General features: G+C 41.7%; 22 protein-coding genes. 18 read left to right on the top strand and 4 right to left on the bottom strand.

What is annotated here, in order from left to right; translation table 11 throughout:
* Nucleotides 1-94: 94 nt before the first annotated feature.
* The 3 genes from BFM96_RS10655 to BFM96_RS10645 all read right to left on the bottom strand — a co-directional run bounded on the left by BFM96_RS10655 (nucleotide 95) and on the right by BFM96_RS10645 (nucleotide 4,919).
* Nucleotides 95-1,609, bottom strand: coding sequence for an ABC transporter permease/substrate-binding protein (locus tag BFM96_RS10655; protein ID WP_068994051.1), 1,515 nt, complete (start codon nucleotides 1,607-1,609; stop codon nucleotides 95-97).
* A 9-nt stretch (nucleotides 1,610-1,618) separates the two neighbouring features.
* Nucleotides 1,619-2,335: an ABC transporter ATP-binding protein gene (locus BFM96_RS10650; protein ID WP_068994048.1), complete on the bottom strand. Its 717-nt coding sequence runs from the start codon at nucleotides 2,333-2,335 to the stop codon at nucleotides 1,619-1,621.
* 235 nt (nucleotides 2,336-2,570) lie between these two features.
* Nucleotides 2,571-4,919, bottom strand: coding sequence for a cation-translocating P-type ATPase (locus BFM96_RS10645; RefSeq protein ID WP_068994046.1), 2,349 nt, complete (start codon nucleotides 4,917-4,919; stop codon nucleotides 2,571-2,573).
* Nucleotides 4,920-5,214: 295 nt separating this feature from the next.
* Between BFM96_RS10645 and BFM96_RS11480 the strand changes: the two genes are divergently transcribed.
* From BFM96_RS11480 to BFM96_RS10630, 4 genes are read left to right on the top strand one after another with little or no spacing between them, the layout of a single operon-like run.
* Nucleotides 5,215-5,346 (top strand): hypothetical protein, encoded by a 132-nt coding sequence (locus BFM96_RS11480; RefSeq protein WP_262981927.1) that lies wholly within the window; start codon nucleotides 5,215-5,217, stop codon nucleotides 5,344-5,346.
* 18 nt (nucleotides 5,347-5,364) lie between these two features.
* Nucleotides 5,365-6,105: a lysophospholipid acyltransferase family protein gene (locus tag BFM96_RS10640; protein WP_068994043.1), complete on the top strand. Its 741-nt coding sequence runs from the start codon at nucleotides 5,365-5,367 to the stop codon at nucleotides 6,103-6,105.
* 6 nt (nucleotides 6,106-6,111) lie between these two features.
* Nucleotides 6,112-6,972, top strand: a complete 861-nt coding sequence (tehB, locus tag BFM96_RS10635) for an SAM-dependent methyltransferase TehB (RefSeq protein WP_068994040.1) — start codon at nucleotides 6,112-6,114, stop codon at nucleotides 6,970-6,972.
* A 1-nt stretch (nucleotide 6,973) separates the two neighbouring features.
* A complete protein-coding gene (locus BFM96_RS10630; protein WP_068994037.1) occupies nucleotides 6,974-7,621 on the top strand; it encodes a DJ-1/PfpI family protein in 648 nt (215 codons plus the stop codon).
* A 116-nt stretch (nucleotides 7,622-7,737) separates the two neighbouring features.
* Here BFM96_RS10630 and BFM96_RS10625 read toward each other — a convergent pair whose 3' ends face one another.
* Nucleotides 7,738-8,523, bottom strand: a complete 786-nt coding sequence (locus BFM96_RS10625) for an ABC transporter ATP-binding protein (protein WP_068994034.1) — start codon at nucleotides 8,521-8,523, stop codon at nucleotides 7,738-7,740.
* Between the two features lie 71 nt (nucleotides 8,524-8,594).
* Between BFM96_RS10625 and BFM96_RS10620 the strand changes: the two genes are divergently transcribed.
* The 14 genes from BFM96_RS10620 (at nucleotide 8,595) to BFM96_RS10555 (ending at nucleotide 22,642) form a co-directional block, all read left to right on the top strand.
* The gene (locus BFM96_RS10620) at nucleotides 8,595-9,719 is read left to right on the top strand and encodes an AI-2E family transporter (RefSeq protein ID WP_068994031.1); all 1,125 of its coding nucleotides are present in this window, start codon (nucleotides 8,595-8,597) and stop codon (nucleotides 9,717-9,719) included.
* 1,095 nt (nucleotides 9,720-10,814) lie between these two features.
* Complete coding sequence (xseA, locus tag BFM96_RS10615) at nucleotides 10,815-12,155, top strand: exodeoxyribonuclease VII large subunit (RefSeq protein ID WP_068994029.1); 1,341 nt, start codon at nucleotides 10,815-10,817, stop codon at nucleotides 12,153-12,155.
* Nucleotides 12,133-12,345, top strand: coding sequence for an exodeoxyribonuclease VII small subunit (locus BFM96_RS10610; protein WP_067086202.1), 213 nt, complete (start codon nucleotides 12,133-12,135; stop codon nucleotides 12,343-12,345). The genes xseA and BFM96_RS10610 overlap by 23 nt, the downstream gene beginning before the upstream one ends.
* Nucleotides 12,342-13,217, top strand: coding sequence for a polyprenyl synthetase family protein (locus BFM96_RS10605; protein WP_068994026.1), 876 nt, complete (start codon nucleotides 12,342-12,344; stop codon nucleotides 13,215-13,217). The genes BFM96_RS10610 and BFM96_RS10605 overlap by 4 nt, the downstream gene beginning before the upstream one ends.
* On the top strand, nucleotides 13,210-14,049 hold the full coding sequence (locus tag BFM96_RS10600) for a TlyA family RNA methyltransferase (protein WP_068994023.1): 840 nt from the start codon (nucleotides 13,210-13,212) through the stop codon (nucleotides 14,047-14,049). The genes BFM96_RS10605 and BFM96_RS10600 overlap by 8 nt, the downstream gene beginning before the upstream one ends.
* Entirely contained in the window at nucleotides 14,018-14,449 is a 432-nt protein-coding gene (locus BFM96_RS10595) for an arginine repressor (RefSeq protein ID WP_067086193.1), read from the top strand. Before BFM96_RS10600 ends, BFM96_RS10595 begins: the two co-directional genes overlap by 32 nt.
* 6 nt (nucleotides 14,450-14,455) lie before the next feature.
* Nucleotides 14,456-16,117 carry a DNA repair protein RecN gene (gene recN / locus BFM96_RS10590; protein WP_068994020.1) on the top strand — a complete coding sequence of 554 codons (1,662 nt, stop codon included), beginning with the start codon at nucleotides 14,456-14,458 and terminating at the stop codon, nucleotides 16,115-16,117.
* An 8-nt stretch (nucleotides 16,118-16,125) separates the two neighbouring features.
* Complete coding sequence (locus BFM96_RS10585; protein ID WP_068994017.1) at nucleotides 16,126-16,857, top strand: metallophosphoesterase; 732 nt, start codon at nucleotides 16,126-16,128, stop codon at nucleotides 16,855-16,857.
* A 385-nt stretch (nucleotides 16,858-17,242) separates the two neighbouring features.
* On the top strand, nucleotides 17,243-18,076 hold the full coding sequence (locus tag BFM96_RS10580; RefSeq protein ID WP_068994015.1) for a DegV family protein: 834 nt from the start codon (nucleotides 17,243-17,245) through the stop codon (nucleotides 18,074-18,076).
* 107 nt (nucleotides 18,077-18,183) lie between these two features.
* Nucleotides 18,184-18,459: an HU family DNA-binding protein gene (locus BFM96_RS10575; RefSeq protein ID WP_001284633.1), complete on the top strand. Its 276-nt coding sequence runs from the start codon at nucleotides 18,184-18,186 to the stop codon at nucleotides 18,457-18,459.
* A 676-nt stretch (nucleotides 18,460-19,135) separates the two neighbouring features.
* Entirely contained in the window at nucleotides 19,136-19,591 is a 456-nt protein-coding gene (locus BFM96_RS10570; protein WP_068994012.1) for a Fur family transcriptional regulator, read from the top strand.
* Nucleotides 19,592-19,703: 112 nt separating this feature from the next.
* Nucleotides 19,704-20,396 (top strand): phosphoglycerate mutase, encoded by a 693-nt coding sequence (locus BFM96_RS10565; RefSeq protein ID WP_068994010.1) that lies wholly within the window; start codon nucleotides 19,704-19,706, stop codon nucleotides 20,394-20,396.
* Nucleotides 20,397-20,565: 169 nt separating this feature from the next.
* Complete coding sequence (locus tag BFM96_RS10560; RefSeq protein WP_068994007.1) at nucleotides 20,566-21,381, top strand: hypothetical protein; 816 nt, start codon at nucleotides 20,566-20,568, stop codon at nucleotides 21,379-21,381.
* The gene (locus BFM96_RS10555; protein WP_068994004.1) at nucleotides 21,374-22,642 is read left to right on the top strand and encodes a toxic anion resistance protein; all 1,269 of its coding nucleotides are present in this window, start codon (nucleotides 21,374-21,376) and stop codon (nucleotides 22,640-22,642) included. Before BFM96_RS10560 ends, BFM96_RS10555 begins: the two co-directional genes overlap by 8 nt.
* Nucleotides 22,643-22,819 lie beyond the last annotated feature (177 nt).

Raw genomic sequence — 22,819 nt, 5'->3', positions numbered from 1 at the left:
AAACCATTTTGGGAAAGGTCCAAAATGGTTTTTTGTATATTTGTTTTGTAATGGAAAATACTGAATAGTTGGGGTAGCTGTTGTTTGACAAGCATTAGTTTCCAATCAGTTGATGTTCTTTGAGATAATCCTTTGCGACCTGGCTAGGGGATTTGCCTTCGACATTGACTTGGTAGTTCATGTCTTGCATTTTTTCTTCTGTGATGGTGCCAGCCAGCTGATTGAGAATTCCTTCTAGTTGTGGATATTTTTTTAGTGTTTCTTGGCGGATGAGGGGTGCTCCCTGATAAGGTGGGAAGAGTTGTTGGTCATCCTTGAGCGTCTTGAGATGGTATTCTTGCAGTTCACTATCTGTAGAATAGGCATCAATCAGTTGAACATTGCCGTTGTCAATGGCCTTGTAACGAAGGGCGGGTTCGAGTGTCTTCACTTGGAGATGGAGCTTGTAACGGTCTTTCAAGCCATTTCCTCCGTCTTCACGATCGTTAAATTCCAAGCTAAAGCCGGCAGTAGCAGTCGATTGAACTTTTGCGAGGTCGGAAATCGTTTCAAGTCCATGTTCCTTGGCATATTCTTCTTTGACTGCAAGAGCATAGGTATTTTGATAGCGCATGGGCTTTAGATAGATTAGCTTGTCTTGTTCAAAAATGCCTTTTCGGGCTGCTTGATAAACTTCTTCGGGGTCATTGGAGGTGCTCGGTGGCTGTTTCAGTAAGGTGGAAGTGACGGTTCCTGTAAATTCTGGATAAAGATCAATCTGTCCAGTCTTCAAGGCTTCATAGACAAAGGTAGTTTTACCAAAATTGGGTTTCACTTCGACGGTAATATCTGTCTGATCTTCAATCAATTCCTTGTACATATTGAGCAAAATTTCAGGTTCAGATCCTAATTTCCCAGCAATGACAATCTTATCCTGCATCATCATAGACATCGGAAGAAGAGAAAGGGAGCTAATGCCTAGTAGGGCTACAAAGGAGATGAAAATGGTCTTGAGACTGCGTTTTTCAACTAAGCCAATCAAGAAATGAAAGAGGAGGGCAAGCAGGGCTGAGCTAATGGCTCCGATGAGAATGAGGGAACTATTGTTGCGATCAATCCCCAATAAGATGAAAGAGCCTAATCCCCCTGCTCCAATGAGAGCAGCCAGAGTCGCTGTTCCGATAATAAGAACAGTCGCTGTCCGAATGCCAGATAGAATGACAGGGGCCGCTAAGGCAATTTCGAATTTTTTTAATTTTTCCCAACGATTCATCCCAAAGGCTGTAGCAGCTTCTTGGAGAGATGGATCAATCTCCTGAAGTCCTGTGATGGTATTTTGCAGAATAGGAAAAATAGCATAGACAATCAGGGTCAAAATGGCAGGAACTTTGCCAATCCCAAAGATGGGGATGAGTAGGCCTAAAATGGCTAGTGAGGGAATGGTCTGCAAGACGCCTGTAAATTGTAGGAGAAGATTGGCCACATGTTCACGTTTTGAAACGAGAATAGCCAGTGGAATAGCGATTAAAATTGCAGATGCTACTGCCACAAAGGAGATTTGCAAATGCTCCCCAAGAGCCAACAACCAGTCTTCTTTTCGATCTAAAAATGTTTGAATCAAATCGTTCATCATCGTCTCCTATACCTGAAAGAAATCAGCCACAAACTGAGTAGCAGGAGCTGCTTGAATTCGCTCAGGTGTGTCGAGCTGTAGAATGCTTCCCTGATCCATAATGGCAATTCGATCGCCTAATTTGATCGCTTCTGTCATATCATGAGTCACAAAAATCATGGTCATCTGAAATTCATGCTGAATTTTTTTGACTAAGTCTTGCAATTGCTCTCGTGAAATCGGATCAAGGGCGCTAAAGGGTTCATCGAGAAGCAAAACTTTAGGGCGAGCAATAATGGCTCGTAAAATACCAATTCGCTGCTGTTCTCCACCAGAGAGTTCGCTGGGCATACGGTGAAGATACTCTGCAGGAGGAAGTCCGACTAAGTCGAGTAATTCCTTGGTTCGAATGTCAATGTCTTTTTTAGACCATTTTTTCATCTCAGGGATAAGGGCAATGTTTTCAGCCACTGAAAGATTGGGGAAAAGAGCGATTTGCTGTAAGACATAGCCAGTTGATAGGCGTAATTCTCGTAAATCATACTCTTTGAGACGCTTGCCGTCCAAGTAAATATTGCCTTCGTCTGGCTCGATCAAGCGGTTGAGCATTTTCAGTGTTGTTGTTTTTCCACTACCACTTGCGCCGACCAAGACAAAGAATTCTCCATCGAAAATGGTGAAGGCTTGGTCTTTTAAGACATACTTGCCCTTAAATTGTTTGCTGACCTGTCTAAATTCAATCATGAGATACCTGACTTTCTAATCAGAATGCTATTTTTATAGGATAAATTAATGGGATAATATAGAATATCAATTCTAGTGTCTTTAGTTTACCATTTATAAAAAGGAAGGTCAAAATCTTGCTACGAAAACAGAAAAAGAGTAGAATAATCGCTCATGCCAAAGAAAATTCTGAGTGTTTATAGGTCTTGTAAAACTAACTAAAAAAGGTCTGGAACCTGGTCCAAACCTTTGTATACTATTTTAGAGAAGATTTTTCTTTTGTCATTTGCCAGTGATTGATTCCGATAAAGAGGATGGTGAAGATTACCATCAATAGAGCATAAACAGGCAGTGTTTGACTGGTTAGCGTTGCAATTTCCAAAAGTTTTTGAAGGAAGATAGCAGAGCCTAAGAAGCCAAGGACAGACCATAAAATCAGACCAATTCGCCATGGATTGAGTGGTAGGCAGGCTCTGACAACGGATAGGAAACCGATAGAGCCAAGGAGGTAGTAAAGGAGCGTTGACTCTTCTAGCTCGCTCCAGCCGACTATATTGCCAAAGATTTTGACAAACAAGACGCTAAAGACAACCATGAGACCGCTCGGTAGAGCCTTGAAAATCGATTTTTTCAGGAATTTTGGCTCGACAGGGCTGATATTGCGCTCAAAAGTGAGGACAAATGGTGGGAATCCTTCCACAAATTGGTCGATCATGGTGATTTGAACGGGGATGAAAGGAAAGACCAGTAGCCACTCAGGATTTCCAAGTAAAATACTAGAAATACAGATAATAGCAAGTAGGAAGGAATAAATGGTCTTGATAAAGAAAATCGGAGCAATGCGTGCGATGTTATTGACCACGCGGCGTCCTTCAAAGAGAATTTCTGGAACGTCGTTGAAGTCAGAGTTGAGCAAGACGAGATTGGCGATTTGGCGTGTGGCTGGATCACCTTCGGCCATGACAATCGAGCAATCTGCTTCGCGAAGGGCAAGGATGTCATTGACCCCATCTCCCGTCATGGCAGTCGTGTGGCCGGCTTGTTTCAAGGTCTGGATAATCAAGCGTTTTTGATGGGGAGAGACACGCCCGAAGATGGCGGTTTCTTCAGCCATTGCAACGAGTTCCTCATCTAGAACCTTGGAGCAGTCTACATAACTTTGGTAGTTGCTAAAGCCTGCTTTTTGTGCAATATTTGAGACAGTCACAGGGTTGTCCCCTGAGATGATTTTCAGCTGAACATCTTGACTGCGGAGGTATTCAAGCGTATCTTCGACTCCGTCACGGATTGGATCGGTGATTTCAAGGACAGCAATTGGTATGATTTGTTGCGGGAGCACCATGTTTTGGTAGTCCATTTTTTCAGTGCTAAGTGCCAAGGTCAGGACACGTGAACCTCTCATTTGGGCAGCATGAGCAGCGTCCAGCTCTTCATTTAAGAGCATTTCTGGTGCTCCAAGAAAGACGGTTCCAATCCCTGCCATTTCCATAGCCCCCCATTTTCGGTCGCTTGAAAAGGGAATAATATGGTCTGCAGTGTAGCTTGCCGTTTGGTTGAATTTTTTGCGGATAGCTTGGGAAGTTGGATTGTTATCATCGCTACGTGCCATATAACTACTAAGAATAGCAGAGATCCTTTCTTCTGGGTATTCAGGTGAGAGAGAAATGACCTCTTCAACTTGCATTTTACCTTGAGTAATGGTTCCTGTTTTATCCAAACAAAGCATATCGACACGAGCCAGGGTTTCCACAGAGTACATTTCCTGTACCAAAACCTTGCGCATCCCTAGTTTAATAACAGCTGTTAAAAGAGAAGTAATGGTCAAAAGAGCGATTCCTTTTGGCAACATACCAAGAAGTGCTGTTGAAGAATTGACCACTGAATCCTTAACCGGAAGAGCCTTGATGAGAAGGGCTTCTAAAAAGAGGGCGATACCAAAAGGAATGATAATTTTCCCAGTGAAGCCAGCAATTTTTTCTAAGGATTTCATGATTTGAGAGTTGATAGGCTTGACAGTTTTAGCCTCCATCATGAGTTTTGCAGCGTAGTTATTAGCTCCCACATGAATAACCTTGGCCCAGACGTGACCGCTGGCTAGAAAACTGCCAGAGAGAATTTGGTCTCCTTCGCTTTTTTTGACCAAGTCGCTTTCTCCTGTCAACATGGCTTCATTTGCCTCGGCAAAGCCAGTTAGGATGAGGGCATCACTAGGGATTTGTTCACCAGCAGAGAGTTCAAAAACGTCATCGAGAACCAAGTCTTCTGGATTGATGAGCTGTTCTTTTTCATCCCGCAGGACTGTGACTTTTTCTTTGGTCATCAGATTGAGCTTATCAACCATGTGTTTGGCTCGAAGTTCTGTGACAATTCCTGAAAAGGCATTGAAGCAGATGACCGCAAAAAAGACCATATTTGACCAAGCTTGGACACTTGCGAGAGCAAGGGCGATGGCAAAGTTAAGTGCATTGAACAGTGTAAAGACATTGCGCTTGATAATCTGCCAAGTGCTGGTACTGGTATCTGTTGAAAAATTGTTGCTTAAACCTTGGGCTAAACGCTCCTTCACATCCGAAGAAGTCAGCCCCTGTAATTCTTTTTTATCCATACCTACTATCTTATCAGTTTTTCTAAAAATTGCCAACTCTATGACTGCTTTAAGACCGAATTCATGAAATGAAGTATATAGGGCTAGGATGTTTGAGCTCGGTAGCTAATACTCGTCAAAAATCAAAAGAAAAATAAGAGGCTATTCGCAGAAAGTGCCATACTCATTTAATGTCAAAAACAGCTCTTTTATCTATGATGCTTGATTTGTACTTTAAAATCGAGCAAGCTAAGTGAGTTAAATATCCTATTTTTTTCAGTAGATGAAATAAAAAGTGATAGAAAAAAGGGAATTTATGGCTGAAGTATTTAAGAAAGCCGCAACATCACTAACTTTGATTTTCGATGGGCATAAGAGGATTTTGGCTAGAAAGCTAGCTGCTTGGGAGGAGGTTGAACATTGCGAGTTGGCTGAGGATAGGGTATAATGGAAAAAAGGAGGACTTATGTTTTATACCTATTTACGTGGATTAGTCATGTTTTTACTCTGGGGAGCAAATGGCAATGCCCATTTTCACCATTTGGAGAACATTCCTTCCCAAGAGGAGAATTATATTTTAGTGGCACCTCACCGAACTTGGTGGGACCCCGTTTATATGGCATTTGCCACGAGACCCAAGCAATTCATTTTTATGGCCAAAAAAGAACTTTTCCAAAATCGAGTGTTTGGCTGGTGGATTCGTATGTGCGGAGCTTTTCCGATTGACCGAGCTAATCCAGGAGCGGGTGCGATTAAATACCCTGTGAAAATGCTTAAAAACAGCCAACGTTCCCTGATTATGTTTCCAAGTGGCAGTCGGCATTCTACCGATGTCAAAGGAGGTGTTGCCTTGATTGCCAAAATGGCGAAAGTAAGAATTATGCCAGCTTCTTATACGGGACCGATGACCCTAAAGGGCTTAATTCGAGGTGAGCGTGTGGATATGAATTTTGGAGAGCCGATTGATATCTCAGATATTAAGAAAATGAATGACGAAGGGGTGGCAGAAGTAGCCAATCGCATCCAAACAGCGTTTGATACCCTTGATCAGGAAGTGGCAGCTATGCAGCTCAAAAAGGGACCAAATCCTTGGTTATTGCTTCCTCGTCTTCTTGTCTTTGTTGTGGCTGTTTTAGTAGCTCTTTTAACCTTTGCTGTTAGTTTTGTTGCGAGCTTTGTTTGGGATCCAGACAAGCACAGAAAGTAGGATGATATGAAGGAATTGGTCTTATACAAGCGTATGCCCAATTGGACAGCTGACACACTGCCAGCTGCAGTTAGAAGGCAACACAATACCAAACCAGGGACTTGGGCACATTTGCAGATCGTCAAAGGAAGCCTTGCTTTTTATGAATTGACAGAGCAAGGAGAGGTCACTGCTAAGCATATCTTTACAGCAGATTCAGAAATTCCCTTTGTGAAACCAGGAGCTTGGCATCGGGTCGAGCCCTTGACCGATGACTTGGAGTGCTATTTGGAATTTCATTGCCAGTTGAAGGATTATTTCCCAAAGAGATATGGGCTTGGTGCTGTACATTCAGAAGTAGTGGAAGTGGCTGAACATCTGGATTTTGAGAAGGTTTTAGACCTTGGCTGTGGAAGTGGTCGCAATAGTCTTTATTTGGCAAAAGCTGGAGCCAGCGTTACAGCAGTGGACAAAAATGAGCTTGCTCTAGCACAATTGAGCGAATTAGCTAGTCAAGAAAATGTAGAGCTAGATATTCAAACCTACAATATCGAAGAGGCTGCTTTGACAGATATGTATGACCTGATTGTCTCAACGGTGGTTTTCATGTTTTTAAATCCTGAGAGCATTCCAGATGTTCTTTACAATATGCAGGAGAGCACCAAGATAGGTGGCTACAACCTTATCGTCTGTGCGATGGATACAACCAGTCACCCTTGCTCGGTCTCTTTTCCGTTTACTTTTAAAGAAGGGGAATTAAAGGCCTATTACCAAGATTGGGAATTGATTAAATACAATGAAAATCTTGGGCATTTGCACAAACGAGACGAGAATGGAAATCCTATAGAGCTTCAATTTGCAACGCTTTTGGCTAGAAAAGTGAGATAATATGAAAGTTGCTGTATGTTTGTATCCCTCTTGCTCACTTCAAGAAATAACTTCTTTAACAGCGAGTCTTGCACTTTTTGTCGGTGCAGAGATTGAGTATATAGCGGCTCGAAAAGAGCTCTATAATAGTGAGGAGGGACTGACCTTTTTGCCAAGTGCTCAGTTTTCTGAGGTCCATCCAAATGATTACGACACAATCCTCCTAACAGGGACTATGGAGACGTTAAAATCCCTTTATGACGAGGACTTTTTAGCTTTTTTGCAGGCTATCCATCCTCAACAAACAGTGGTCGGAGCCATTTCCTCATCTCCTCTATTTCTAGCTAAAGCAGGACTTTTAAAGGGAAAGCGATACACGGGTGGACTATATATGGAAATGGTGGCACATTTTGATTTTTTTGAGCAAGAGAATTTCTGTCATCAACCGCTGGTCTGTGATGGAAATGTGATTACAGCCCTTGGTTTTGCCTATCAGGATTTCGCTATCGCTGTGTTAAAAGCCCTAGAAGTTCCTCATCCTGAGCGTTTCTTTGCGAGAAAATCAGTCTATGAGAAGAAAGAGCTAACCTTTTATCTTGGCGAGAAGCCTTGGCAGGACATGTTGAAAGAAATAGCACGCTATGAAGAGTTGAAGATAAAAACAAGCTAGATAAAGGATGTCGGTTTTATTAATTTCGTTTCTCCATAAGTGCACAGAATGAAGAAAAAATAGCAAAGAGCAGAAAATCGCAAATGGTCATGAAAGCCTGCGATTTTCCGCTCTTTTTAGGATTTCAAATGAATGAGGAAGCGTCCCTTGTCTAGGGGGAGGAGTTGAACGTCTTGTCCATAAAATTGACTGAGGGTTTTCACGGTCAAGATTTCTTCTCGTTTGCCCTGAGTGACAATTTTTCCTTCTTTTAAGAGGAGGACATGACTGATATCTTTCGTGATTTCTTCGGCATGATGGGTAACATAGAGGATGGTCGGGGCTTCTTTGAGTTGACGAATCTGTGTGATTTGGGACAGCAGACGTTCACGGGCGATGAGGTCAAGCCCGCTAGTAGCTTCATCAAAGATAAGGAGTTGTGGACTAGCCATCAGACTACGAGCAATGAGTAGGCTTTGACGCTCCCCTTGGGATAAGCTAGCATAGCTTCTTCCTATCAAATGGGCAATACCTAACTCTTGCATCCTTGTTTTTGCAGCTTGCAATTCTAAATCCTCAATTGCTCGATAGAGGATGCTGCTTTTATACTTGCCTGTTAAGACGATTTCTTCTGCCAGCATGTGACTGGGGAAGCGTTCAGCGATAAAAGAGCTGACAAATCCGATTTTATCACGAAGTTGGGGAATTTGGTCTGTTCCAAAATGGGTTCCTAAGACCGTCATTTCACCACTACTTTTCCAAAATTCAGCACTGAGGAGCCGTAAGAGAGTGGATTTTCCAGCACCATTTAATCCTAAAATCGCCCAAGTTTCACCTTTTTGCACGGTCCAGTTGAGCTTGTCTAGTAAGAGATTTCCATTTTTGCTATAAGAAACATTGGTCAGTGAGAGAATAGTGGTCATCCTTTTCTTCCTTTAGTGAAAATATGTTTTATTTTACCATAATTGTGGTAAAATAGCTTTAGGAGGAAGTCATGTTTCATAAAAGCAAGTTATTTTTTTGGACAACAGAAGTATTGCTTCTGACGATTATCTTTTTTATTTGGCGACAAATGGACGGTCTTGTTTCGCCTTTTGTGAGTGTCTTAAATACTATTTTAATTCCCTTTTTAATCGCAGGATTTTTATACTATATCACCAACCCCTTGGTTCGGTATTTGGAGCGAGAATGCAAGATAAAAAGAGGGTTTGGCATTCTCATCGCTTTGGTTATCGTCTTTGGTTTGTTAGCGCTAGCGATTATTTATTTACTCCCGATTTTGGTCAATCAGCTGACCAGTTTGATTCATTCAAGCCAAAATATCTATACTCAATTGCAAACTTGGGTGATAAAGATGTCGGATCATCCTGCCTTTAGGAATCTTAACATCCAATCAACCCTACAAAAGTTGAACCTGTCCTATGTGGATATCCTACAAAACATCTTAAACGGGGTGACTAATAGCCTTGGAAGTGTCGTATCTGCAGTTGTGAATACGGTCATGATTTTGATTATGACACCGATTTTTTTGGTCTATTTCTTGATGGATGGACACAAACTCTTGCCGATGCTAGAGCGAACGATTTTGAAGCGGGATAAGTTGCATATTTCTGGTTTGTTGACCAATTTGAACGGAACTATTTCTCGTTATATCAGCGGAATTTCGATTGATGCTGTCATTATTGGAACTCTGGCCTTTATTGGTTACAGTGCGATTGGTTTAAAATATGCCTTGGTTTTTGCTATTTTTTCAGCCATTACAAACTTAATTCCCTATGTGGGTCCAACGATTGGCTTGATTCCGATGGTAGTGACCTATCTTTTCACAGATCCCAATAAAATGGTCATTGCGGTGATTTATATGTTGATTGTCCAGCAGATTGATGGCAATATCCTTTACCCCCGCATTGTTGGCGGGGTGATGAAGGTTCATCCGATTACAATTATGGTACTATTATTGCTATCAAGTAATATTTATGGAATTGTCGGGATGATTGTCGCGATTCCGACCTATTCGATTTTGAAAGAAATTGCTAAATTTTTGGCCAATCTCTATGAAAATCATAAGGAAAGTCAGCTGCAAAAACAAAAAGAGGAGCATCAGCTTTTACAAAAATAGTCTAAAAAGTTTGGATTTTAATTCCAAACTTTTTGTAGTATAGAGATACTCTCCAAGCTAGCAAGGAATTTCTTTTTTTGGTATAATAAAGAACGGAAAATACAAGAAAAGTTTGTATCTTGTTGTGCTGAATATAGCTTAATATTATATGAAATAGAGACATGACTATTCTAACTTTAGCTAGTTGCAGCCTTGGGTCCCTTTAGGGATAAATATCTTCCTAGAGTTTACTAACTCTTCGTCAGATTTCCTAATTTTTCCGTAGCTGTTGCGAGCTTGCTCGTTTTATAGATACGGATGCCCTAAGGGTACACTGTGCGCTTTAAATGCCCTCGTATCTTGTTTAATTGAATTCGGGCTACAACTCGCTGGCAAAAAGATAAATCTCATTGGTTGCAAGACAACCTGCTTCGATTTCCTATTTTATCTAGGAGTTGTTTGACGCTCTCGTATCTTGTTTAATTGAATTCGGGCTACAACTCGCTGACAAAAAGATAAATCTCATTGGTTGCAAGGCAACCTGCTTCGATTTCCTATTTTGTCTAGGAGTTGTTTAACGTCCTCATATCTTAGTGAATTGAATTCGAGCTAAAAGCTCGGAAAATAGATAAACATTCCTAGAAGTTCTGCTTCTTCGTCATGTTTCCTAATTTTCATTCGCTTTTTTAACGCCCTAATATCTTGTTTAATTGAATTCGAGCTAAGCACTAGGTGAAAAAGATAAATCTTCCTAGAGTTTACGAACTCTTTGTCAGATTTCCTAATTTTTCTGTAGCTGTTGCGAGCTTGCTCGTTTTACAGATACGGATGCCCTAAGGGTACACTGTGTGCTTTAAACGCTCTCGTATCTTGTTTAATTGAATTCGAGCTAAGCACTGGGTGAAAAAGATAAATCTTCCTAGAGTTTACGAACTCTTCGTCAGATTTCCTATTTTCACTGTGTGCTTTAAACGCTCTCATATCTTGTTGAATTGAATTCGGGCTACAACTCGCTGACAAAAAGATAAATCTCATTGGTTGCAAGCCAACCTGCTTCGATTTCCTATTTTGTCTAGGAGTTGTTTGACGCCCTCATATCTTAATGAAAGGAGTTTTATGCCAGATTATTTGTCGGTGTCATCGTTGACCAAGTATTTGAAGTTGAAGTTTGATCGGGATCCGTATTTAGAGCGGGTTTATTTGACGGGTCAGGTGTCTAATTTTCGTAAGCGACCGAGTCACCAGTATTTTTCGCTGAAGGATGAAAAGGCAGTGATTCAGGCAACTGTTTGGGCAGGTGTTTATAAATCGCTAGGCTTTGAGTTAGAAGAAGGCATGAAGATTAATGTCATTGGCCGGGTTCAGTTGTATGAGCCGAGTGGCAGTTACTCCATTATCATTGAGAGGGCTGAACCAGACGGAATTGGTGCTCTTGCCATTCAGTTTGAGCAATTAAAAAAGAAATTGGGGGACGAGGGGCTTTTTCAAGACAAATTCAAGCAAGCTATTCCGCAATTTGCAAGAAAAATTGGAGTAGTGACTAGTCCTAGTGGAGCAGTCATTCGAGATATTATTACGACGGTTAGCCGGCGTTTCCCAGGTCGCAAGATTGTCTTATATCCCACCAAGGTGCAGGGAGATGGTGCAACGACCGAGATTGCTCAAAATATCCGTAGGGCGAATGAGCGAGATGACCTTGATGTGCTGATTATTGGGCGTGGAGGCGGTTCTATCGAGGATTTGTGGGCTTTTAATGAAGAAGAAGTTGTCCGAGCTATTTTTGAATCACGGATTCCGATTATCTCAAGTGTGGGTCATGAAACGGATACGACCTTGGCAGATTTTGTGGCAGATAGGCGCGCAGCAACCCCAACAGCAGCAGCGGAATTGGCGACACCTGTAACCAAATTAGATTTGTTATCTCATCTCAAACAGCAGGAAAATCGGATGAGTAAAGCTATGGGAAATCGGTTGGTCTATCATCGTGAACGGTTAGAGAAATTAGTTCATTCAGTGATATTTCGACAGCCAGAACGGCTGTATGATGCCTATTTACAAAAATTAGATCAATTACAACTGCGCATGCGACAATCGATTTTCGAATATAAACATAGCGGGGAAAAACAGACTCAAGTGTTGACTCAGCGTTTGCTTGCTTGCTCGCCAGCTCAGAAAATTGCTCTCTATCAGGAGAAATTAGCCCAGCAGAAACGATTGTTACGGAGCAATACGGCTGTCATCTATGATCAGAAGGTTGCAGAAGTTAAGCGCTTGGCAAACAGTCTGTTAATGCTGGATACCAGTCGGATTGTGGCACGAGGTTACGCACTGCTAGAGCAGAATGGTCGAGTCATTGATAGTGTTCATAAAGTGAAAAAAGAGGAAAGTGTGACGATTCAGTTACGAGATGGTCACTTAGAAGTTGAGGTAAAGGATGTCAAAACAAAAGAAATTTGAGGAAAATTTGGCAGATTTGGAGCAGATTGTCACACGTTTGGAAAGTGGAGATGTGGCACTGGAGGATGCGATTGCTGAATTTCAAAAAGGGATGAAACTCTCCAAAGAATTGCAAGAAACACTCCAACAAGCAGAAAAGACCTTGGTGAAGGTCATGCAAGCAGACGGAACAGAAACGGACATGGAATGAAGCAAGTAGAACAATTACAGTGGCTTGAGCAGGTTATCTTGGACTTTTATGCTGAAAAGCCAGTCGCCCCTCAGTTAGTAGAAACCATTCTTTACTCCGTTCAGGCAGGTGGCAAGCGTCTGCGTCCGCTTTTGCTCTTGGAATTGCTAGAGGGATTTGGGATTAGGCTGACCAAAGCCCATATGCAGGTGGCTGCTGCCCTTGAGATGATTCATACAGGGAGTTTGATTCACGATGATTTGCCAGCTATGGATAATGACGATTATCGCAGAGGGCGCTTGACGAGCCACAAAAAATTTGGTGAGGACATGGCCATTTTAGCTGGAGATAGCCTCTTTTTGGACTCTTATGCTTTAGTGGCAATGGCAGAGCTACCTAGTCAGATTCGGATAGAACTGATTGCGGCCTTGTCTAAGGCTGCTGGAACCTTTGGCATGGTTGGTGGACAAGTCCTTGATATGGAAGGGGAAAAACGGCAGTTAAATCTTGCAGAATTGCAAGCGATTCATGCCCATAAGACGGGAAAACTCCTCGCCTATCCCTTTGTAGCTACAGGGGTGATGATGGAAGCAGATAGTCAACTAAAATCTCTCTTACAAGAAACAGGGGAATGGCTTGGCCTTGCTTTTCAGGTGCGGGATGATATTTTAGATGTGACGGCTAGTTTTGAAGAACTGGGCAAAACCCCCAACAAAGATCTTGTAGCAGAAAAAACAACCTATCCAGCCCTTCTTGGTTTAGAAGAAGCAAAGGATTTCTTAGAGATGAGCTTGGACAAGGTAGAAGAATACCTGCAAGACCTGGAGAAGAAAACAGCCTTTCAGGCAGAAAAGATTCGAAAGATAGTAGAAAGTTTACGATTACATGGCTAAGGAAAGAGTAGATGTATTGGCTTATAAACAGGGGCTTTTTGATACACGAGAGCAAGCCAAACGCGGTGTCATGGCAGGCTTAGTCATCTCTATTGCAAATGGGGAACGCTATGATAAGCCAGGTGAAAAGATTGATGACAGCACCGAGTTAAAGTTAAAAGGTGAGAAGCTGAAATACGTTAGCCGTGGCGGTCTCAAGCTGGAGAAAGCCTTGCAGGTATTTGACTTATCGGTTGTGGAAAAAACCACCCTTGACATCGGAGCTTCAACTGGCGGATTTACCGATGTCATGTTGCAAAGTGGTGCTCGCCTAGTCTATGCTGTGGATGTTGGAACCAATCAATTGGCTTGGAAAATCCGACAAGATGAGCGAGTTGTTAGCATGGAGCAGTTTAATTTCCGCTATGCAACCGCTAATGATTTTGAAAAAACACCCCAATTTGCGAGTATTGATGTCAGCTTTATCTCACTCAGTCTGATTTTACCAGCTTTGGCAACGATTTTAGCAGATGAGGGTGACGTTGTTGCTTTGATTAAACCGCAATTTGAGGCGGGACGAGAACAGATTGGGAAAAACGGAATTATCAAGGACAAGACCGTTCATCGCATGGTCTTGGACAAGGTGACAAAGTTCGCCGTAGAGTTTGGTTTTTCAGTCAAAGCTCTTGATTTTTCACCGATTCAAGGTGGTCATGGGAATGTGGAATTTTTAGCCCATTTGAAAAAGGAAAGCCCAGCTGTCAATCAGGTGTCTTCCGTGATTGAAACCATTGTAGAACAAGCACATAAGGAATTGATAGATGAGAAAAAAAGAACGCCTAGAGAAAATTAGAAAATTTGTTACAGATTTCGAGATTGGAACGCAAGAAGAAATTGTGGAACATTTGAAGGATTCGGGAATTCGAGCTACACAGGCAACGGTTTCACGAGATATTAAGGAATTAGGAATTGTCAAAATTCCTTTAAAAGACAATACCTATATCTATGAGTTGCCCAAATCCGTGTCTGGTCGGATGAAGCTAGCAGAGAACAACATTTTATCTTCAGAGTGCATGGGGCAGATGATTACACTCAATCTAGTGCCAGGAAGTACGGCCTTTGTGAAAAATCAGATTGTCGAAGCACTCTCTGACCTTATTTTTAGCATTTTAGCAGATGATGATACGATTTTAATCATCTTACGCGATCCAAGTCAGGCACAGGATGTCTTGGAAACAATAAAAAATTGGTAGGTTGCCATGTTACTTGAAATTTCCATTAAAAATTTTGCCATCATTGAGGAAATTTCCCTTAATTTTGAGCAGGGAATGACAGTCCTTACAGGAGAAACAGGGGCTGGGAAGTCGATTATTATCGATGCCATGAATATGATGCTGGGAAGTCGGGCTACGACGGATGTCATTCGCCATGGGATGCCCAAAGCTGAGATAGAAGGCCTATTTTCGGTTGAGCAAAGTCGAAGTTTACGAGCCCTTTTGGAAGAACAGGGATTAGAAGTGTCAGATGAGCTGATTATTCGGCGTGAGATATTACAAAATGGTCGCAGTATCAGCCGCATCAATGGTCAGCTGGTCAATTTATCGGTCCTCAAAGCTGTTGGTCAGCACCTAGTGGATATTCACGGCCAGCATGATCAAGAGGAGCTGATGCGTCCACAGCACCATATTGCCATGCTCGATGAATTTGGGGACGAGGCATTTTTTCAATTAAAGGCGGACTACAAGGCTGCGTTTGATGCATATAAAACCTTGCGCAAGCAAGTGTTGACCATTCAGAAGAACCAAGAGGAAAATAAAGCTCGTATTGAGATGCTGGAGTACCAGATAGCAGAGATTGAGGCTGCAGGTCTTCAAGCTGGCGAGGACACGGAACTAAGCAAAGAGCGGGAAAAGCTGCTCAACCATAAGCAGATTGCCGATACGCTGGCAAATGCCTATGTAATGCTAGACAATGAAGATTTTTCCAGTCTGACCAATGTCCGTTCTGCCATGCATGATTTGGAGTCCATTGAGGAGTTTGATGCTAGTTATAAGGAACTAGCTAGCAGTCTTTCAGAATCCTACTATGTCTTAGAAGAGGTCACCAAGCGTTTGGAAGGGATTATTGACGGACTAGATTTTGATGGCAATCGCTTGATGCAGGTTGAAGGGCGGTTGGATTTGCTTTATAGTATTAGCCGTAAGTACGGAGGCACAGTCGATGATGTCTTAGACTATCTGGAGCAAATTAGCAAGGAATACCAACTCCTAACAGGAACGGACGTCTCCTCTGAGCATCTTGAAAGTGAATTAAAAAAACGTGAAAAAGAATTGATTCGCCTAGCTGGAGAATTAGCTACTGCTCGTCATCTCTTGGCAGAAGGCTTGGAGCAAGAAATCAAACAGGAATTGAAAGACCTTTATATGGAGAAGGCTGATTTTCAGGTTCGCTTTAGCAAGGCTAAATTTGGTCGTGAGGGAAATGAGCAGGTTGAATTTTATATTTCAACAAACCCTGGTGAGGATTTCAAACCCTTGGTTAAGGTGGCTAGTGGAGGAGAATTGTCTCGCTTGATGTTGGCGATTAAATCTGCTTTCTCACGCAAGGAAGGTAAGACCAGTATCGTCTTTGACGAGGTGGACACAGGGGTGTCTGGCCGTGTCGCCCAAGCCATTGCCCAGAAAATTTACAAAATTGGGAGCCATGGGCAGGTTCTTGCCATTTCCCACTTGCCACAAGTCATTGCCATTGCAGATTATCAGTTCTTTATTGAAAAAATCAGCGATGACCACTCAACGGTATCCCGTGTTCGTCTCTTGACGACTGAGGAACGAATTGAGGAAGTAGCTAAGATGTTGGCGGGTGAAAATGTGACAGAAGCTGCACTCACTCAGGCAAAGGAGCTCCTAAAGAAAGGGTAGGAAGAAAGATGCCTAACTATTTTGTCATCGGAGATGTCCATGGAAAAGCTGGTATGCTCGAGTTGGTCCTCCAGCATTGGAATGAACAGGACCAGTTGATCTTTTTAGGAGATTTAATTGACCGCGGGGAAAATAGCCGAGCGGTGCTGGAGCGTGTCAAGCATTTGGTGGATAGCAAAGGTGCTATTTGCTTGTCTGGTAATCACGAATACATGTTTCTTGCCTGGTTAGACAATCCAGAGGAGCGTTATAACCATTACAAACGAAATGGTGGGGATACGACCATTAACTCGATCTTAGGCCGTCCCTTGGATGCTCCAGTAGACAGTGTGTTGGATGCCGAGCGGGTCAGGAATGAAGCAGGGGACTTGGTTGCTTTTATCCGACAAATGCCTTTTCATGTGGAGACGGAGCAGCTGATTTTTGTTCATGCTGGTCTTGATTTGACCTTGGACAATTGGCAAGAGACGACTGATTATCAAAAAGTCTGGCTGCGAGCCCCTTTCCATGAAGCAGAAAACAAAACTGGAAAAGGGATTGTTTTTGGACATACCCCAACTACTTATCTGACTGGAGAGCCTATGGAGAGTTCCAAATTATGGCAGACCGCTGATGGAAAGATTGGGATGGATGGTGGTGCTGTCTATGGCGGTGTTTTGCATGGAATTCTCTTTACCGACGGTCAGATTGCCCAGCACTACGCCATTCCAAATGACGGTTTTCGAGTGGACGATGACTAGAGTGTCTGGCTCTTTTATCCTAACTTTGTTTTTTCACATGGTGGAAGTAGGCATAGGAGAGATAACCCGACAAACGCATGAAGAAAATTTTTCCAAATTATTTCTAAAATATGATTTTTTATTCTGAAATATTGAAAATCCAGACCCGTAATTGCCGAAAGCGAAACTTTCATGCAGTATTAAAGAATGAAAAACTAGAGAATTTCTCGAAAATCCTTCGAATTTTTTACAATAAGGTTATCAAAGTAGGAGTTTGCTGTTTTCACAACTTTTTCAACGAATGATTTTCTTCATGTGTCTGTCGTGGAGAGATAAGTCTTTGATACCCAAAAATCAATTTTTTTGGTATAATGAGGATGATAGAACATTTAAAAGTAGGAAAGATATGACAACTATTAAAATTGTAACGGATTCGTCTATCACGATTGAACCGCAGTTAGTGGAAGAGCTAGGAATTACGATTGCTCCTTTATCGGTCATGGTGGATGGGGTGGTTTATTCGGATGCGAATTTGCAAGAAGGTGAATTTCTCCGCCTCATGCAGGGAAGTAAAAACCTTCCCAAAACAAGTCAGCCTCCAGTCGGTGTCTTTGCTGAGATTTTTGAAACCTTGGGGGAAGAAGCCGAGCATATCATCTCGATTCACATGTCACATGCTCTCTCTGGAACGGTCGAAGCGGCTAGGCAAGGAGCGATTTTGGCCAATAGTCAGGTGACGGTTTTAGATAGTTCTTTTACAGACCAAGCTTTGAAATTCCAAGTTGTTGAAGCTGCTAAGTTGGCTAAGGCCGGAGCTTCCTTGGAGGATATTCTGAGTAAAATCGAGGATGTCCGAGACAAAACAGAACTATATATCGGTGTTTCCACTCTTGAAAACCTAGTAAAGGGTGGCCGTATCGGGCGTGTGACAGGCTTGCTTAGTTCACTGCTAAACATTCGTGTAGTCATGCAAATGAAAAATCATGAATTGCAACCGATTATAAAGGGACGTGGCGTGAAAACGTTCAAGAGATGGCTAGCAGACTTTGAAAATTCTTTGACTGGTAAAACGATTGCAGAGATTGGGATTTCCTATGCAGGTGGTCCAGAATTTGCCAATGAAATGAAAGAAAGTCTACAATCCTATGTAGAAAACGATATCGCAATTTTGGAAACAGGCTCCATTATTCAGACCCATACAGGCGAAAATGCTTGGGCTGTTTTGGTCCGCTATGACTAAAATCTGAATTTTTGAAAAAAACTGAAAAAACGTATCTTAGGCTTGACCTAGGGGAGTTTTTAAGATATTATAGTATTCGTTAGATAAATTATTTTGGAGGATTAACAATGGCTAACAAACAAGATTTGATTGCAAAAGTAGCTGAAGCTACTGAATTGACAAAGAAAGACTCAGCAGCAGCAGTTGATGCTGTATTTGCAGCAGTAGCTGATTATCTTGCAGCTGGTGAAAAAGTACAATTGATTGGTTTTGGTAACTTTGAAGTGCGTGAGCGTGCAGCCCGTAAAGGTCGCAACCCACAAACTGGTAAAGAAATCACTATCGCAGCTTCTAAAGTTCCAGCATTCAAAGCTGGAAAAGCTCTTAAAGACGCTGTAAAATAATCTGATCGAAAAAAGCCTATTGTATCAAGCTTTTGAGCTTATGCAGTAGGCTTTTTTATTGTATTTTGAGGCAGTTATGAGCAAATGGGAGCAACCATTATTTTTTGGAAGCGAGTTATTCTCAATGAAAATCAAAGTTAGCGATTTTGTGACTTTCTTAACTGAAAAAGTATCATGTTTGATTGACTTAGTCCACTTCATTTTATAGCAAAAATGAGCTTTTAGATATGTGATAGCTGTTTTTGAAATGAGTATTAGAGAAAAAAGAAAAACCAAAATAGTAGATTAACACAAAAAACTTGTGTAGGTAGGACAGCTACTGGATTTATTGATACTGTTTCATGTAAGATTAAGCAAGGACAAGCGATTTTTTATGGAGATATTCGAGTATAATTGGAAGATTATATGAAGAAAATGCTTGAAGAAAGTAGCTTGAAATTACGAGAGGAGATGGATGAATTGCTCTTGCAGTGAAGAAAAATAGCATTGAAACCTGTCAAAAGAAAAAATCCTTTATGTGTTACAGAAAATGGTTGATGATAGGGGGCAGAATTTCAATATTGCTCATCTTGTCAGAGGAGTTTAGGTGCTAGATTGGGACATTTGAGAACTTTGAGATAGTCACCCTTGCCTATTCATGGTATAATAGTCATGAAAGAAATGAGTAGGTGCAGATATGGAAGGTCATTTTATAGTAGACAGGCATCAAGAAGATTATCAGGAAGTCATTCAACATTTGAAAGACAAGGGAATTCGGATTACAGAAACCAGAAAAGCTGTGATTGCTTATCTGATTCAGAGTCGTGAACATCCAAGTGCAGAGAAGATTTATCAGGATTTGTTGCCAGAATTTCCAAGTATGAGTCTAGCGACGGTTTATAATAATCTTAAGGTATTGATTGAAGAAGGATTTGTGGAAGAAATCAAAATCAGCAACGATAAAACGACTTATTTTGATTTTATGGGACACGAACATCTGAACATTGTTTGTGAGAGTTGTGGACGGATTGCGGATTTTGAAGATGGGGAAATGCCTGATTTGAGACGTGAAGTGGAGGCACAGACAGGTTATCAAGTGACCAAAACACAGATTTTAATGTATGGGATCTGTCCGAATTGTGCTGGGAAATAATCTAGCTGAAATCGTTTTATCGTTTGTTTAGACTAGATTTTTTGAAAAAATTTTTGTAAAATAGAATAGTAACTGCATGGCAGTTTTCAAAAATCAAAGGAGAACCAAATAAATGGTAAAATTAGTCTTTGCTCGCCACGGTGAGTCTGAATGGAACAAAGCAAACCTTTTCACAGGTTGGGCAGATGTTGACTTGTCTGAAAAAGGGACACAACAAGCAATCGACGCTGGTAAATTGATCAAAGAAGCTGGTATCGAATTTGACCAAGCCTACACTTCAGTCTTGAAACGTGCGATTAAAACAACTAACCTTGCTCTTGAAGCAGCAGACCAATTGTGGGTTCCAGTTGAAAAATCATGGCGTTTGAACGAGCGTCACTACGGTGGTTTGACTGGTAAAAACAAGGCAGAAGCAGCTGAACAATTCGGTGATGAGCAAGTACACATCTGGCGTCGTTCTTACGATGTATTGCCTCCAGATATGGCAAAAGATGATGAGCATTCAGCACATACAGACCGTCGTTATGCTCACCTTGATGATTCAGTAATTCCAGATGCTGAAAACTTGAAAGTAACACTTGAGCGTGCCCTTCCATTCTGGGAAGATAAAATTGCTCCAGCGTTAAAAGGTGGTAAAAACGTATTCGTAGGGGCACATGGAAACTCAATCCGCGCTCTTGTGAAACATATCAAAGGTTTGTCAGATGACGAAATCATGGATGTGGAAATTCCAAACTTCCCACCACTTGTCTTCGAATTTGACGAAAAATTGAATGTAGTATCTGAATATTATTTAGGTAAATAATCAAAGGACAATCCTAACACCTGTTAGGGTTGTTTTTTGCCAAGAAATTTTCCTGGTCTTAGGAAAATGACTACGCTTTCTAAAGATTTTATGGTAGAATAAGAGGGAATAAATCTTGGTCTAATCTAGGAATGACCAAGAGAAACTGGGTAGAAATGGATGAGCGTGTATGGCAAAAAGAAGGAATGCAAAGAGCTCCTTTAATGGCTGGGCTTTTCTAGCCTTTATAATTGTGATTGGCTTGATTGTGGAATATTTTATCCCGATTTTAATCCTTATAGGTCTAGCAGGTGGAGGCTATCTCCTCTACAAGAAAAATAAGGCTGGTCAAGAGTTGCAATTGACGACTCAAATTGATGATTTGAAAACCTTGATTGCAAGTACAGATCGAAAAATTAAGCGGTTAGAAACCTATGAAAAAAAGGGTGATGAAACTGGCTATCTGCGTTTGGCAGAGGACATTGAAAGCAATTTGACCACTATTGAAGGGCAGACAGAGCGTTTGAAGTCTGAGATTGAGCCAGCAGTGGCGAAGCGTATTTTTGAGAAGATTGATAATGTCCGTGAAGAGATGGCTACGACCATGACTAAAATGGGAGATGTTACTCAAAAGGCTATTCATACAGATTTGCCCGAGGAGGTGCGGCAGATTATCCGCAATATTCGAGTGGACCATCAGACCATTACAGAGAAAATTGAGCAATCTGAAAGTGGCAATAAGGAAGAATTGATGGCGGTTCATCATATGCAGATGGAGCGATTTGAAGATATCTTGGAAGGGTATCAGAAAATGCTGGCTGAACCAAAGAATTATTACCATGCTGAGGAGCGGATAGCAGCTGCGGTGGATGCGATGAAGCAGTTTGATCTGGACTTAGATGAGACGCTTAAGCAGCTCAATGAAGCGGATATGCGCGATTTTGAGATTAGTTTGCGGATTATCAAGCACAAGACGAAAGACGACGGAGGAGACGATGATGAGTGATGGATTTAACTTTGATATTGACCAGATTGCAGCTAGTAGTCTGAGCAAGACAGATAAGACGACAGAGATTATAGCGAGCACAACTGACGAAAAGCCACAATCCCTTTCCTTTTTTGAAAAATTAAAACCAGAGCAGCAGGTGGCGATTGCTAGCAAAGCCCCAGCTCTTTTGGGGCAATTTGTAACCGATCAAAATGCCCTGTTGGACTTTGGTCAAGGAGCGGTTGAAGAGGTAAACCAGACGGTAAATCGCATTTTGGCAGAGCAAAAGAAATTAGAATTGCCTGAAGTGGATGAGCTCTTGCTTCAAACCAATCGAGAATTAAATGGCTTTGTCAGCAAATATAAGGATGCTAAGCCAGCTGAGTTGGATAAGAAACCAAATCTCTTGCAAAAGTTATTCCACCAAGGGAAAAATAGTTTACAGGAACTCTATTTTGATTCTAAAAATATTGAGCAAAAGATGGACTCGATGGCAGCGACAGTCGTCAAGCAGGAAGAGAGCTTGATTCGCAATATTGTTTCAGCTGAGATGCTCATTGAAGATAATACCAAATCAATTGAGAATTTGGTGGGGGTCATTTCCTTTGTGGAAGCCATTCAACAAGAGGGGACAGCACAAGCAGCACATTTACAGGAAGAAATAGCTACTCTTGATACGACTACGGTGGATTACCAAGTCAAATCGCAGGAATTGGCCCGAATGACGGAGGTCATTAATACCTTGGAGCAGCAACATACAGAATATGTGAGCCGTCTCTACGTAGCCTGGGCAACAACGCCGCAGATGCGAAACTTGGTCAAGGTGTCTTCGGACATGCGGCAGAAGTTAGGCATGCTCCGCCGCAATACTATCCCGACCATGAAGCTCTCCTTGGCTCAGTTGGGTATGCTCCAACAGTCGGTCAAATCTGGTATGACAGCAGATGCGATTGTCAATGCGAATAATGCTGCCCTCCAACTGCTCGCGGAAACGAGCAAGGAAGCTATTCCAAATTTGGAAAAATCAGCCCAAAATCCAACTATGACAATGGATTCTGTCACCAAGTTGGCAGAGAGTCTTGTGGCACAGAATCAAGGAATTATTGCAGCTATTGAAAATGGTCGCAGACAGCGTCAACAGTTGGAAACAGCGGTCATTAAATCAGCTGAAGTTATCAATGACTCAGTCAAATTACGGGATCAAAAGATTATCGCTGCCCTCTTAAATGAAGGAAAAGAAGTGCAAAAAGAAGTTTCTGATGAGGAAGTGTCGTCATAAATAAAACAGGAAGTGAAGAGAGGTGACGTTTTCACTTCCTGTTTTCGTGAGGAGGGGATGGTGAAAAAAGATGATTGGTCATACTTATCCAAAATCAAAGTTAGCATTTTTGCGACTTTCTTAGATGGTTCGAACCTAAATAACCTATTTTTATACCTATCCTGTTCATCTGCTAAA

The organism is Streptococcus himalayensis, assembly GCF_001708305.1.
Taxonomy (GTDB): Bacteria; Bacillota; Bacilli; order Lactobacillales; family Streptococcaceae; genus Streptococcus; species Streptococcus himalayensis.
Note: the sequence above shows the minus strand (reverse complement) of the source record. Positions and strands in the feature narration are given on the sequence as shown.

Coding starts and splice junctions, on each gene's coding strand:
- BFM96_RS10595 (WP_067086193.1), top strand. CDS start 14,018: ATGAGAAAAAAAGAACGCCTAGAGAAAATTAGAAAATTTGTTACAGAT.
- BFM96_RS10580 (WP_068994015.1), top strand. CDS start 17,243: ATGACAACTATTAAAATTGTAACGGATTCGTCTATCACGATTGAACCG.
- BFM96_RS10555 (WP_068994004.1), top strand. CDS start 21,374: ATGAGTGATGGATTTAACTTTGATATTGACCAGATTGCAGCTAGTAGT.
- BFM96_RS10560 (WP_068994007.1), top strand. CDS start 20,566: ATGGCAAAAAGAAGGAATGCAAAGAGCTCCTTTAATGGCTGGGCTTTT.
- BFM96_RS10620 (WP_068994031.1), top strand. CDS start 8,595: ATGTTTCATAAAAGCAAGTTATTTTTTTGGACAACAGAAGTATTGCTT.
- BFM96_RS11480 (WP_262981927.1), top strand. CDS start 5,215: ATGGCTGAAGTATTTAAGAAAGCCGCAACATCACTAACTTTGATTTTC.
- tehB (WP_068994040.1), top strand. CDS start 6,112: ATGAAGGAATTGGTCTTATACAAGCGTATGCCCAATTGGACAGCTGAC.
- BFM96_RS10575 (WP_001284633.1), top strand. CDS start 18,184: ATGGCTAACAAACAAGATTTGATTGCAAAAGTAGCTGAAGCTACTGAA.
- BFM96_RS10625 (WP_068994034.1), bottom strand. CDS start 8,523: ATGACCACTATTCTCTCACTGACCAATGTTTCTTATAGCAAAAATGGA.
- BFM96_RS10655 (WP_068994051.1), bottom strand. CDS start 1,609: ATGAACGATTTGATTCAAACATTTTTAGATCGAAAAGAAGACTGGTTG.
- BFM96_RS10610 (WP_067086202.1), top strand. CDS start 12,133: ATGTCAAAACAAAAGAAATTTGAGGAAAATTTGGCAGATTTGGAGCAG.
- BFM96_RS10585 (WP_068994017.1), top strand. CDS start 16,126: ATGCCTAACTATTTTGTCATCGGAGATGTCCATGGAAAAGCTGGTATG.
- BFM96_RS10600 (WP_068994023.1), top strand. CDS start 13,210: ATGGCTAAGGAAAGAGTAGATGTATTGGCTTATAAACAGGGGCTTTTT.
- BFM96_RS10605 (WP_068994026.1), top strand. CDS start 12,342: ATGAAGCAAGTAGAACAATTACAGTGGCTTGAGCAGGTTATCTTGGAC.
- BFM96_RS10645 (WP_068994046.1), bottom strand. CDS start 4,919: ATGGATAAAAAAGAATTACAGGGGCTGACTTCTTCGGATGTGAAGGAG.
- BFM96_RS10650 (WP_068994048.1), bottom strand. CDS start 2,335: ATGATTGAATTTAGACAGGTCAGCAAACAATTTAAGGGCAAGTATGTC.
- xseA (WP_068994029.1), top strand. CDS start 10,815: ATGCCAGATTATTTGTCGGTGTCATCGTTGACCAAGTATTTGAAGTTG.
- BFM96_RS10570 (WP_068994012.1), top strand. CDS start 19,136: ATGGAAGGTCATTTTATAGTAGACAGGCATCAAGAAGATTATCAGGAA.
- BFM96_RS10640 (WP_068994043.1), top strand. CDS start 5,365: ATGTTTTATACCTATTTACGTGGATTAGTCATGTTTTTACTCTGGGGA.
- recN (WP_068994020.1), top strand. CDS start 14,456: ATGTTACTTGAAATTTCCATTAAAAATTTTGCCATCATTGAGGAAATT.
- BFM96_RS10565 (WP_068994010.1), top strand. CDS start 19,704: ATGGTAAAATTAGTCTTTGCTCGCCACGGTGAGTCTGAATGGAACAAA.
- BFM96_RS10630 (WP_068994037.1), top strand. CDS start 6,974: ATGAAAGTTGCTGTATGTTTGTATCCCTCTTGCTCACTTCAAGAAATA.